The 11,521-nt window shown below is 74.3% G+C and carries 13 protein-coding genes; 12 read left to right on the top strand and 1 reads right to left on the bottom strand.

The genetic code is table 11. The annotated features are described in order from the left end of the window. Nucleotides 1–610, bottom strand: a 610-nt coding sequence (locus TOK_RS17790; protein WP_253258444.1) for an NUDIX domain-containing protein, incomplete at its 3' end; no start/stop codon positions are given. 169 nt (nucleotides 611–779) lie between these two features. Between TOK_RS17790 and nadA the strand changes: the two genes are divergently transcribed. The 12 genes from nadA (at nucleotide 780) to hisI (ending at nucleotide 11,519) form a co-directional block, all read left to right on the top strand. After that, nucleotides 780–1,775 carry a quinolinate synthase NadA gene (nadA, locus tag TOK_RS17785; protein WP_098958987.1) on the top strand — a complete coding sequence of 332 codons (996 nt, stop codon included), beginning with the start codon at nucleotides 780–782 and terminating at the stop codon, nucleotides 1,773–1,775. Continuing rightward, nucleotides 1,772–3,379, top strand: a complete 1,608-nt coding sequence (locus TOK_RS17780; RefSeq protein WP_098958986.1) for an L-aspartate oxidase — start codon at nucleotides 1,772–1,774, stop codon at nucleotides 3,377–3,379. Before nadA ends, TOK_RS17780 begins: the two co-directional genes overlap by 4 nt. Further along, complete coding sequence (gene nadC, locus TOK_RS17775; RefSeq protein ID WP_172457621.1) at nucleotides 3,376–4,263, top strand: carboxylating nicotinate-nucleotide diphosphorylase; 888 nt, start codon at nucleotides 3,376–3,378, stop codon at nucleotides 4,261–4,263. The genes TOK_RS17780 and nadC overlap by 4 nt, the downstream gene beginning before the upstream one ends. A gap of 14 nt (nucleotides 4,264–4,277) precedes the next feature. Beyond that, nucleotides 4,278–5,597: a histidinol dehydrogenase gene (gene hisD / locus TOK_RS17770; RefSeq protein WP_098959090.1), complete on the top strand. Its 1,320-nt coding sequence runs from the start codon at nucleotides 4,278–4,280 to the stop codon at nucleotides 5,595–5,597. Then, entirely contained in the window at nucleotides 5,594–6,727 is a 1,134-nt protein-coding gene (locus tag TOK_RS17765; RefSeq protein WP_098958985.1) for a histidinol-phosphate transaminase, read from the top strand. Before hisD ends, TOK_RS17765 begins: the two co-directional genes overlap by 4 nt. Beyond that, complete coding sequence (gene hisB, locus TOK_RS17760; protein ID WP_098958984.1) at nucleotides 6,727–7,329, top strand: imidazoleglycerol-phosphate dehydratase HisB; 603 nt, start codon at nucleotides 6,727–6,729, stop codon at nucleotides 7,327–7,329. Before TOK_RS17765 ends, hisB begins: the two co-directional genes overlap by 1 nt. A gap of 167 nt (nucleotides 7,330–7,496) precedes the next feature. After that, a complete protein-coding gene (hisH, locus tag TOK_RS17755) occupies nucleotides 7,497–8,132 on the top strand; it encodes an imidazole glycerol phosphate synthase subunit HisH (RefSeq protein WP_098958983.1) in 636 nt (211 codons plus the stop codon). A gap of 4 nt (nucleotides 8,133–8,136) precedes the next feature. Beyond that, nucleotides 8,137–8,469 carry a hypothetical protein gene (locus TOK_RS17750; RefSeq protein ID WP_098958982.1) on the top strand — a complete coding sequence of 111 codons (333 nt, stop codon included), beginning with the start codon at nucleotides 8,137–8,139 and terminating at the stop codon, nucleotides 8,467–8,469. 80 nt (nucleotides 8,470–8,549) lie between these two features. Continuing rightward, nucleotides 8,550–9,587, top strand: coding sequence for a uroporphyrinogen decarboxylase family protein (locus tag TOK_RS17745; protein ID WP_098958981.1), 1,038 nt, complete (start codon nucleotides 8,550–8,552; stop codon nucleotides 9,585–9,587). 35 nt (nucleotides 9,588–9,622) lie between these two features. Further along, nucleotides 9,623–10,390, top strand: a complete 768-nt coding sequence (priA, locus tag TOK_RS17740; RefSeq protein WP_098958980.1) for a bifunctional 1-(5-phosphoribosyl)-5-((5-phosphoribosylamino)methylideneamino)imidazole-4-carboxamide isomerase/phosphoribosylanthranilate isomerase PriA — start codon at nucleotides 9,623–9,625, stop codon at nucleotides 10,388–10,390. Next, on the top strand, nucleotides 10,390–11,160 hold the full coding sequence (gene hisF, locus TOK_RS17735; RefSeq protein WP_098958979.1) for an imidazole glycerol phosphate synthase subunit HisF: 771 nt from the start codon (nucleotides 10,390–10,392) through the stop codon (nucleotides 11,158–11,160). The genes priA and hisF overlap by 1 nt, the downstream gene beginning before the upstream one ends. Then, nucleotides 11,157–11,519, top strand: a complete 363-nt coding sequence (hisI, locus tag TOK_RS17730) for a phosphoribosyl-AMP cyclohydrolase (RefSeq protein ID WP_098958978.1) — start codon at nucleotides 11,157–11,159, stop codon at nucleotides 11,517–11,519. Before hisF ends, hisI begins: the two co-directional genes overlap by 4 nt. Nucleotides 11,520–11,521 lie beyond the last annotated feature (2 nt).

The following is an 11,521-nucleotide window of genomic DNA, read 5'->3' as shown; positions in this document are numbered from 1 at the left end:
GGCCGCCCGCCGGACCGGGTGGCGCGACGGCGCCGGTGGGCTCGAGCTGGCCGCGCCTTGTGAGGACCCGCTGCAGGTTGGTGGCCGACACCGGGTGTCCGAGCGCGCCCGCGTAGATCTCGCGCAGCGCCGAGACGGTGAACTCCGCGGGGGCCAGCGCGAACCCGATGTTGGTGTAGGAGAGCTTGGCGCGCAGCCGGTCCAGGGCGTCGGCGACGATCTCGGCATGGTCGAAGGCGGTGGGTGGCAACGCGTCGACGGGCTGCCACCGGGTGTCGGCGGGAACGGTCGGGTCGGCGTCTGACGGGACCAGCCCGAGGAACGCCGTCGCGACGACGCGCGCGTCCGGGACCCGTTGGGGCGCAGAGAAGACGCCCAGCTGTTCGACGTGGGCGACGTCGCTCAGGTCGACCTTCTCGGCGAGCTGGCGACGCACGGACTCCTCGACGTCCTCGTCGTCGCGCAGGCGGCCGCCCGGCAGAGCCCAGCGCCCTTCGTCGGGGGCGATACCGCGTTGCCAGGCCAGGACACAGAGCCTGCCGTCGCGGACCTGGAGGACGGCGGCGAGGACCTCGTGGCCGGTGGCGCGGGGAGGGGTCGTGCCGGGCATGTGCGCAGCGTATGCCGCATGTCCACGCGGGGTGGCCGGCGTACGCGCGGGTTGCCGCGGTGTGAACGCGGCATGAGGCCCTGGTCACGTCGGCAGTGCCGGTGGGCGACGGCGGCTGCTACGATCCTCGTGTTTTCGATTGATAGGCGAAAACAGGAGGAGGTGTCCGATGAGCCCGACACAGGTCGTCGACGCGCCCGTCACGGGGGCCGACTGGGCCGAGCAGGTCCACGAGCTGGCCCGCCGTCGGAACGCGGTCGTCCTGGCGCACAACTACCAGCTTCCGGAGATCCAGGACGTCGCCCACCACGTGGGGGACTCGCTGGCGCTCTCGCGGATCGCGGCCTCGGCCGACGCGGAGACCATCGTCTTCTGCGGCGTCCACTTCATGGCCGAGACCGCCAAGATACTGGCGCCGGAGAAGACGGTGCTGATCCCCGACGCGGCCGCCGGCTGCTCGCTCGCGGACTCGATCTCCGCCGACGAGCTGCGCGCATGGAAGGCCGAGCACCCGGGTGCGGTCGTCGTCTCCTATGTCAACACCACCGCCGCGGTGAAGGCCGAGACCGACGTGTGCTGCACGTCGTCCAACGCCGTCGAGGTCGTCGAGTCGATCCCCGCCGACCGCGAGATCCTGTTCCTGCCCGACCAGTTCCTCGGCGCGCACGTCCGCCGGGTCACCGGCCGCGACAACATCCACGTCTGGGCGGGGGAGTGCCACGTCCACGCCGGCATCAACGGGGCCGAGCTCACCGCGAAGGCGGAGGCCGACCCCGGGGCCGAGCTGTTCGTGCACCCGGAGTGCGGCTGCGCCACCTCGGCGCTCTACCTCGCGACGGCGGGTGCGGTCCCGGCCGAGCGGGTCAGGATCCTGTCGACGGGCGGCATGCTCGACGCCGCCCGGCAGACCACGGCGAAGTCGGTGCTGGTCGCGACGGAGATCGGCATGCTGCACCAGCTGCGCCGGGCCGCGCCCGAGGTCGACTTCCGTGCGGTCAACGAGCGGGCCTCCTGCCCGTACATGAAGATGATCACCCCGGAGAAGCTGGTCCGGTCGCTGCGCGAGGGCACCGACGAGGTGCACGTCGACCCCGAGCTCGCCGCCCGCGGCCGCGAGGCCGTGCAGCGGATGATCGCCATCGGCCGCCCCGGCGGTGGGGAATGACCACCGGCGCAGGCTGGGACGCGACCGCCGACCTGGTCGTCGTCGGCAGCGGGGTGGCCGGGCTGACGGCCGCGCTCGACGCGACCGCCGCCGGGCTGCGGGTCGTCGTCGTCACCAAGGACGTCGTCGACGCCGGGTCGACCTGCTGGGCGCAGGGCGGCATCGCCGTCGTGCTCGGTGACGTGCCCGGCGACGACACCGACCGGCACATCGCCGACACCCTCACCGCGGGCGCGGGGCTCAACGACGCCCGCGCGGTGGCCGCGATCGTCGAAGGGGGCCCTGACGCGTTCGCGCACCTGCGGGCGCGGGGCGCGGTGTTCGACGCCGCTGCACGAGGAGGTCTCGCGCGGACCCGGGAGGGCGGCCACACCGCCTTCCGCGTCGTGCCCGCGGGCGGCGACGCCACGGGTGCGGAGGTCGAACGCGCGCTGGTCGCCACCGCGCGTGGGACCGCCGGGCTGCCGCTGCTCACCGGGCACGTCGGTCTCGACGTCGCGCTCGACGCCGCAGGCCGCGTCGTCGGGCTCTGGGTCGCCGACGACCACGGCCGCCCCGGACTGCTGCGCGCGCCCGCGGTCCTGCTCGCCACCGGCGGCTACGGCCAGCTGTTCGCCTCGACGACCAACCCCGCCGCCCTCACCGGCGACGGGATCGCACTCGCCCTGCGCGCCGGGGCCACCGCGGCCGACCTCGAGTTCGTGCAGTTCCACCCGACCGTCCTCTACACCGGGCCGGCCGTCGGACGCCGCCCACTGGTCACCGAGGCCGTCCGCGGGGAGGGCGCCGTCCTGCGCGACCGCGCGGGCGTCCGCTTCATGACCGACGTGCACCCGCTCGCCGACCTCGCCCCGCGCGACGTCGTCGCCGCCGCGATCACCCGCCGCATGGCCGCCACCGGCACCGACTGCGTGTGGCTCGACGCCACCACCATCGACGGCTTCGCCGCTCGCTTCCCGACGGTCTCCGCCTCCTGCCGGGAGGCGGGGATCGACCCGCGCGTCGACCTGATCCCGGTGACCCCGGCCGCGCACTACGCGTGCGGAGGTGTGGTCGCCGACGTCGACGGACGCACCGCCGTCGCCGGGCTCTACGCCGCCGGGGAGGTGGCCCGCACCGGGCTGCACGGGGCGAACCGGTTGGCGTCCAACAGCTTGCTGGAAGGGCTCGTCGTCGGCGGGCGCGCGGCGACGGCCGTTGCCGCCGACCTGGCCGGGCCGCGGCACACCCTCGCCGACCCCGTCGCCCGGCCCGCCGCGGCGCCCGTCGCCGAGCGGCGCGTCGTGCAGCGGGCGATGAGCGCCTCGGCCGGCATCGGCCGCGACGCCGCCGGGCTCGCCGCTGCGTCCGACGCGATCGAGACCGTCACCCGGCGGGTCGTGCCCGCCGACCGGGCCGGCGTCGAGGACGCCGCCCTCACCCTGCTCGCGCAGGCCGTGCTGGCCGCCGCGGGCACCCGACGTGAGACGAGGGGCTGCCACGTGCGCACCGACTTCCCCGACCGCGACGACGTGTGGCAGCGGGAGAGCCTCGTCGTCACACTCGACGGCGACGGCCTGCCGGTCGTCGGCGTCGGCGTCGGCGCGCTGGCCGGTGTGGCATGACCGGCATCGCCGCAGGCGTCGGCGGGGCCACCGAGATCGGCGTCCCGGACTCCGACGACCTGCTGCGCGTCGTCCGCACCGCCCTGGCGGAGGACCTGCGCTACGGCCCCGACGCCACGACGGCCGCCACCGTGCCCGCCGACGCCGTCGCGGTGGGGGAGTTCACCCCGCGCCGTGACGGTGTGCTCGCGGGCCTGCCAGTGGCGCGCGCGGTGCTCGACGAGGTTCTCGGCTCCGCCGGCTGGGAGCTGGTCGAGTCGCTGGAGGACGGTGCTCCGCTCGTCGCCGGGGAGCCGGCCCTGGTCGTCCGCGCGCCCGTCCGTGGGCTGCTCACGGCGGAACGTACCGCGCTCAACCTGCTCTGCCACCTCTCCGGCGTGGCCACCGCGACGCGGCACTGGGTCGACGCGCTCGCCGGGACCCCCGCCCGGGTCCGCGACACCCGCAAGACGCTGCCCGGGCTGCGCCTGTTGGAGAAGTACGCCGTGCGCTGCGGCGGCGGGGTCAACCACCGGCTCGGCCTCGGCGACGCCGTCCTCATCAAGGACAACCACGTCGCCGCGGCGGGATCGGTGTCCGCCGCGCTGGAGGCCGCCCGGGCGCTCGCGCCCGATCTCCCCTGTGAGGTCGAGGTCGACTCGCTCGCGCAGTTCGACGAGGTCCTCGCCCTCGGCGCCGAGCTGGTCCTGCTCGACAACTTCACCCCCGGGCAGACGGCCGAGGCCGTGCGCCGGCGCGGGACGTCGGCGACGCTGCTGGAGTCCTCCGGCGGGATCGTGCTGGCCGACGCCGCCGCCTACGCGGCCACCGGCGTCGACTTCATCTCCGTCGGCGCGCTGACCCACTCCGTCACCGCCCTCGATCTCGGGCTCGACCTGCGGTAAGTACCCTGATGCCCATGCTTCGCCGTCTCGACCTGCGCCAGGATCCGCTGCCCCGACCTGCCGTCCTGCGGGGCATCGTGCCCCGGGCGGCGGTCGACGTCGACGCGGCGCTGGAGATCGTCCGGCCGATCGTCGACGACGTCCGCGAGCGCGGGGCCGAGGCGGCGCTGGACCACACCGAGCGCTTCGACAAGGTGCGCCCGGCGAGCGTCCGGGTCCCGGCCGCGGCGCTGGCCGAGGCGCTCGACTCGCTCGACGCGGGCGTCCGCGCGGCCCTGGAGACGTCGATCGCCCGGGCCCGCGCGGTGCACTCCGAGCAGCGCCGCACCGACCTGGTCACGAACGTGGTCCCGGGTGGGACCGTCACCGAGCGGTTCGTTCCCGTCCGCCGCGTCGGGCTCTACGCGCCGGGTGGCCTCGCGGTCTACCCGTCGTCGGTGGTCATGAACGTCGTCCCGGCGCAGGAGGCGGGCGTCGAGTCGCTGGTCGTCGCGTCGCCGGCCCAGGCCGACAACGGCGGCCTCCCGCACCCGACGATCCTCGCCGCCGCCGCGCTCCTGGGCGTCGACGAGGTGTGGGGCGTCGGTGGCGCACAGGCCGTCGCGCTGCTCGCCCACGGCGGCACCGACACGGATGGGGCCGACCTCGAACCCGTCGACATGGTCACCGGGCCCGGCAACATCTACCTCACCGCCGCGAAGCGGCTGCTGCGCGGCATGATCGGGATCGACGCGGAGGCCGGCACCACCGAGATCGCCGTCCTGGCCGACGGGACGGCCGACCCGGTGCACGTCGCCACCGACCTCATCTCGCAGGCCGAGCACGACCCCGACGCCGCGTCGGTGCTGGTCACGACGTCGGAAGCGTTCGCCGACGCCGTCGACGCGGTGCTCGCCCGCCAGGTCGAGGCCACGAAGCACACCGACCGCATCCGTACGGCGCTGTCGGGCCCGCAGTCCGGAACGATCCTCGTCGCGAACCTCGACGACGGCATCGCGGTCGTCGACGCCTACGCCGCCGAGCACCTGGAGATCCAGACCGGGAACGCCCGCGAGGTCGCCGCGCGCGTCCGCAACGCCGGGGCGATCTTCGTCGGGGCCTGGTCGCCGGTGTCGCTGGGCGACTACTGCGCGGGCTCCAACCACGTCCTGCCCACCGGCGGCTGCGCCCGGCACTCCGGCGGGCTGTCGGTGCAGACGTTCCTGCGCGGCATCCACGTCGTCGAGTACACCGAGGACGCCCTGCGTGAGGTCGCCGACCAGGTCGTGACGCTCGCCGTTGCCGAGGACCTGCCCGCGCACGGTGAGGCCGTCACGGCACGGTTCGCGCGATGACCGCGGTGTCGGAAGGAGTGGGCGGACAGGTCCGGCTGGAGGACCTGCCGCTGCGCGCCGACCTGCGCGGCAAGAGCCCCTACGGCGCCCCGCAGCTCGACGTCCCGGTGCGGCTCAACACCAACGAGAACCCGTACCCGCCGCCCGCAGCGCTGGTCGAGGACGTGACCGCGGCCGTCGCCGCCGCGGCGGTCGACCTGCACCGCTACCCCGACCGCGACGCCCTCGACCTGCGCACCGATCTCGCCGCGTACCTCTCCGGCCGCACCGGCGTCGCGCTCACCGCGGCCAATGTGTGGGCGGCCAACGGCTCCAACGAGATCCTGCAGCAGATCCTGCAGACCTTCGGTGGGCCGGGGCGACGTGCCGTCGGGTTCGAGCCGTCGTACTCGATGCACCCGATCATCTCCTCGGGCACCCAGACCGAGTGGGTTCCCGCGCCCCGGGACGCGGCGTTCGCCGTCGACGTCCCCGCCGCCTGCGCGCTCCTCGCCTCGATCGCGCCGGACGTCACGTTCCTGACCAGCCCGAACAACCCCACCGGGCAGTCGCTCGACCCCGACGAGGTCGCCGCGCTGGTCGACGCGGCGCCCGGGATCGTCGTCGTCGACGAGGCCTACGGCGAGTTCTCCTCGCACCCCAGCGCCATCCGGCTGCTGGACACCCACGGCGACAAGCTGATCGTGTCGCGCACCATGAGCAAGGCGTTCGCCTTCGCCGGAGGCCGGCTGGGCTACCTCGCCGCGGCTCCCGCGATCGTCGACGCGCTGCAGCTCGTCCGGCTGCCCTACCACCTGTCGGTGCTCTCGCAGGCCGCCGCCCGGGCCGCGCTGCGCCACGCCGACGCGACCCTCGCCTCCGTCGCGCTGCTCTCGGCCGAACGCGACCGCGTCATGGCCGCCCTGACCGCGGCGGGGTACGCCGTCGTTCCCAGCGACGCCAACTTCGTGCTCTTCGGCCGCTTCGCCGACGCCCCCCGCGCGTGGCGGGCGTTCCTCGACCGCGGCGTCCTGATCCGCGACGTCGGCATCCCCGCGCACCTGCGCGTCACCGTCGGCACCCCCGAGGAGAACGACGCCTTCCTGGCCGTCGCCACCGGGCTCGCCGCCACCGAACTGGAGACCAGCTGATGACCGGACGGGTCGGGCGCGTCGAGCGCGCCACCAAGGAAACCAAGATCACCGTCGAGATCGACCTCGACGGCACCGGCACGGCCGACGTCGACACCGGCGTGCCGTTCTTCGACCACATGCTCGACGCGTTCGGCAAGCACGGCGCGTTCGACCTGTCGGTCCACGCCGACGGCGACACCCACATCGACGTGCACCACACCGTCGAGGACACCTCGATCGTGCTGGGCCAGGCGATCCGTCAGGCGCTGGGGGACAAGAAGGGCATCCGCCGCTTCGGCGACTCCTGGATCCCGATGGACGAGGCACTGGCGCAGTGCGTCGTCGATGTGTCCGGCCGTCCCTACACCGTGCACACGGGCGAGCCGGAGATGATGCGCGGCTTCGTCGTCGGCGGGCACTACCCGACGGTGCTCAACAAGCACGTCTTCGAGTCGCTGGCCTTCCACGGCCACCTCGCCCTGCACGTGCGCGTGCTCGACGGCCGCGACCCGCACCACATCACCGAGGCCGAGTTCAAGGCCGTCGCCCGCGCCCTGCGCGCCGCCACCGAGCCCGACCCCCGGATCACCGGCATCGCCTCGACGAAGGGCGCGCTCTAGCCGGGGGGTCGGCGACCGGCGCCGGGGCAGCGGAACGACATCCGCGGCCGTACGACCGGGCGCAACCCCACGGTCGTCCCGGGGCCGGGTCAGGAGCGGTGAGGTGCGCGCGGGGCGTCCGGCGTCGCGGTGCGGGGCGGTCGACGGCGTCCGTCTATCCTTGCCGCGTGTCGCGGATCGTCGTGCTGGACTACGGATCGGGCAACCTGCGCTCCGCGGAGCGTGCGTTGCGCCGTGTGGGCGCCGACGTGACGGTGACGGCCGACGCCGACCTCGCCATGGAGGCCGACGGGCTGGTCGTCCCGGGGGTCGGCGCCTACGCCGCCTGCATGGAGGGCCTGCGCGCCGTGGGCGGCCCGCGGATCATCGAGCGCCGGCTCGCGGGCGGGCGGCCCGTGCTGGGCATCTGTGTCGGGATGCAGGTCCTGTTCGACCGCGGGGTCGAGTGGGGAGAGGAGACCGACGGCTGCGCCCAGTGGCCCGGCACCGTCGAGCGGATCAAGGCCGACGTGTTGCCGCACATGGGCTGGAACACCGTCCGGGCCCCGGAGGGCAGCGTCCTGTTCGCCGGGCTGCCCGCCGACACCCGGTTCTACTTCGTCCACTCCTTCGGTGTGCGGCGCTGGGAGCTCGAGGGGTCCGAGGTGCTGCGCCCGCCGATGGTCACGTGGGCCCAGCACGGCGAGGATTTCGTCGCTGCGGTGGAGAACGGTGCGCTCTCGGCCACCCAGTTCCACCCGGAGAAGTCGGGAGACGCGGGCGCGACGGTGCTGGCCAACTGGCTGCGCGACGTCGTCGGCTGACCCGGTGACCACGAAGAAGCGCAAGCCGGCGCCGACGACCCGTTCACGGTCGACCTCGGCCGGGCGCACCTCGACCCGCCGCACCACCTCCACCCGCCGCCCGACGACCACGTCGCGGCGCCGCACCTCGACGGCGAGCACGCTGGGCACGGCGGTCGGCGCCGCGATCGCGGGAGTGCTGGCCGCGCTGCTCGGCGGCATCGCGTGGTGGGGCTGGGTGCTGCTGATCGTCGTCGGCCTCGCACTCGGCCTCGGCTGGGCGGCCGCTCGTGGACGGGCGGCCCGGCGCCGCGACCAGGCCGGACCCGCGCCGGACGCGCCACCTGCCGAGGGCTGACCCGCGGCCCGGGCGCCGGATCGGGCCTACGGTTGCGGGGACACCGCCGAACCGGCGCCCCGTGACCACGAGGAGAGCACGTGACCGAGCTGCCGCTGCTGCCGACGTCGCTCGTCGGGAGCTACGCCCAGCCCGAATGGCTGATCGACCGCGACAAGCTGTCGAGCAGGCTGCCCCCGCGCATCCGGGCCGAGGAGCTGTGGCGGATCGCGCCCGGGCTGCTCGCACAGGCCCAGGACGACGCGACGCTGCTCGCGATCCGCGCCCAGGAGCGCGCCGGGCTCGACATCCTCACCGACGGTGAGATCCGCCGGGAGAGCTACTCCAACCATTTCGCGACGGCACTCGACGGCATCGACATCGACAACCCGGGCAGCGCGATCGACCGCACCGGGCACGCCAACCCGGTGCCGCGCATCGTCGGTCCGATCACCCGGTCCGCGCCGATCGAGGTGCGTGACCTGGAGTTCCTGCGTGCCGCGACGGACCGGCCGGTGAAGATGACCGTGCCGGGCCCGTTCACGATGAGCCAGCAGGCGCAGAACGACCACTACCCGGACCCCGAGGCCGCCGCGATGGGGTACGCCGCGGCCGTCAACGCCGAGATCCGCGACCTGTTCGCCGCGGGCGCCGATGTCGTGCAGATCGACGAGCCGTACATGCAGGCCCGCCCCGACGCCGCCCGCGAGTACGGGATCGCCGCGCTGAACGCCGCTCTCGACGGCGTCACCGGGACGACGGCGGTGCACATCTGCTTCGGCTACGCCGCGATCGTGCACGCCCGGCCCGAGGGCTACTCGTTCCTGCCCGAGCTGGCCGGCTGCACCGCCGACCAGATCTCCATCGAGACGGCCCAGTCCGGTCTCGACCTGGGCGTGCTCGCCGACCTCGCGGACAAGACGATCATCCTCGGCGTCATCGACCTGTCCGATCCCGCCGTCGAGACCGCCGAGACCGTCGCCGACCGCGGCCGCCGCGCGTTCGCGCACACCACGCCCGAGCGGATCGTGCTGTCGACCGACTGCGGCCTGAAGTACCTGCCCCGCGCGGCGGCCGAGGGCAAGATGGCCGCGCTGGCGGCGGGGGCGGCGCTGTTGCGCGCGGAGCTGACCGGCTGAACGGGGGCGCGGTGGCGTCTCGGTAGGCTCGCCGCGTGAGTTTCACGTTGCTTCCTGCCGTCGACGTCGCCGACGGCCAGGCCGTCCGCCTCGTCCAGGGTGAAGCCGGCACCGAGACCGGTTACGGCGATCCCCTCGATGCCGCCCTCGCGTGGCAGCGCGACGGCGCCGAATGGATCCACCTCGTCGACCTCGACGCCGCGTTCGGCCGCGGCTCCAACGCGGAGCTGCTGGCCGGTGTGGTCGGGCGGCTCGACGTCCAGGTGGAGCTGTCGGGCGGCATCCGCGACGACGAGTCGCTGGAGCGCGCACTGGCCACCGGCTGCACCCGGGTCAACCTCGGCACGGCCGCGATCGAGAACCCGGCGTGGTGTGCCGCGGCCATCGCGAAGTACGGCGACCGGATCGCCGTGGGGCTCGACGTCAAGATCAAGGACGGGCAGCACCGGCTCGCCGCCCGCGGCTGGACCACCGACGGCGGCGACCTCTGGGAGGCCCTCGCCCGCCTCGACGCCGACGGCTGCTCCCGCTACGTCGTCACCGACGTCGGCAAGGACGGCACGTTGAAGGGGCCGAACGTCGAGCTGCTGCGCGACGTCGCCGCCGCCACCCCGGCGCCGGTGATCGCCTCCGGCGGCATCGCCGAGGTGTCCGACCTGGTCGCCCTGGCGCAGGCCGAGGCCGACGGCGCGAACATCGAGGGCTCGATCGTCGGCAAGGCCCTCTACGCGGGCAGGTTCACCCTCCCCGAGGCGCTCACCGCCGTCGCCGCCGTACGGGCGCAGGGCCGGGCGGCGGGCTGATGGCCGTCGCCGTCCGTGTCATCCCCTGCCTGGACGTCGACGCCGGCCGGGTCGTGAAGGGTGTCAACTTCGCCGACCTGCGCGACGCGGGCGACCCCGTCGAGATGGCCGCGGTCTACGACGCCGAGGGTGCCGACGAGCTGACGTTCCTCGACGTCACGGCGTCATCGGGGGAGCGGGCCACGATGCTCGACGTGGTGCGCCGCACCGCCGAGCAGGTGTTCATCCCGCTGACCGTCGGCGGCGGCGTACGCACACCCGACGACATCGACATCCTGCTGCGCGCCGGGGCCGACAAGGTCGGCATCAACACCGCCGCCATCGCCCGCCCCGAGTTGCTGGGGGAGTGCGCGCGCCGGTTCGGCTCGCAGTGCATCGTGCTCTCGGTCGACGCGCGCCGTGTGCAGGACGGACCGCCGACCCCCTCGGGGTACGAGGTCACCACGCACGGCGGCCGCCGCGGCACCGGCATCGACGCCGTCGAGTGGGCGGCGCGGGGCCAGGAGCTGGGCGTGGGGGAGATCCTGCTCAACTCGATGGACGCCGACGGCACCCGTGCCGGGTTCGACATCGAGATGATCGAGCAGGTCCGCAAGGTCGTCGACGTCCCGGTCATCGCCAGCGGCGGCGCCGGCAAGGTCGAGGACTTCCTGCCCGCCGTGCGCGCGGGCGCCGACGCGGTGCTCGCCGCGAGCGTCTTCCACTTCGGGACGCTGCGCATCGGCGAGGTCAAGGACGGCTTGCGGGCCGGTGGGGTGGAGGTCCGATGACGGCCCGGGTGGTCGACTCCGCGCTGGACCCGGCGATCGCGAAGCGGCTCAAGCGCAACGCCGACGGGCTCGTCTGCGCGGTGGTGCAGCAGCACGGCACCCACGAGGTGCTGATGGTCGCGTGGATGGACGACGAGGCCCTGCACCGCACCCTCACCACCGGCCGCGGCACCTACTGGTCGCGCTCGCGCGAGGAGTACTGGGTGAAGGGCGACACCTCCGGGCACGTCCAGCACGTGCACGAGGTGCGTCTGGACTGCGACGGCGACGCCCTGCTCGTCGTCGTCGACCAGGAGGGGCCGGCCTGCCACACCGGCACCCGGACCTGCTTCGACGCGGACCTGCTCACCCCGCGGTAGGA

The organism is Pseudonocardia sp. N23 (assembly GCF_002583555.1).
In the GTDB taxonomy this organism is placed as follows: Bacteria; Actinomycetota; Actinomycetes; order Mycobacteriales; family Pseudonocardiaceae; genus Pseudonocardia.
This window is presented reverse-complemented; position numbering and strand designations above follow the sequence as displayed.

Bases quoted from the DNA above. Each gene is read 5' to 3' on its own strand.
- hisF (WP_098958979.1), top strand. From the start codon at position 10,390: ATGGCCGTCGCCGTCCGTGTCATCCCCTGCCTGGACGTCGACGCCGGC.
- hisI (WP_098958978.1), top strand. From the start codon at position 11,157: ATGACGGCCCGGGTGGTCGACTCCGCGCTGGACCCGGCGATCGCGAAG.
- hisD (WP_098959090.1), top strand. From the start codon at position 4,278: ATGCTTCGCCGTCTCGACCTGCGCCAGGATCCGCTGCCCCGACCTGCC.
- TOK_RS17780 (WP_098958986.1), top strand. From the start codon at position 1,772: ATGACCACCGGCGCAGGCTGGGACGCGACCGCCGACCTGGTCGTCGTC.
- hisB (WP_098958984.1), top strand. From the start codon at position 6,727: ATGACCGGACGGGTCGGGCGCGTCGAGCGCGCCACCAAGGAAACCAAG.
- nadA (WP_098958987.1), top strand. From the start codon at position 780: ATGAGCCCGACACAGGTCGTCGACGCGCCCGTCACGGGGGCCGACTGG.
- TOK_RS17765 (WP_098958985.1), top strand. From the start codon at position 5,594: ATGACCGCGGTGTCGGAAGGAGTGGGCGGACAGGTCCGGCTGGAGGAC.
- nadC (WP_172457621.1), top strand. From the start codon at position 3,376: ATGACCGGCATCGCCGCAGGCGTCGGCGGGGCCACCGAGATCGGCGTC.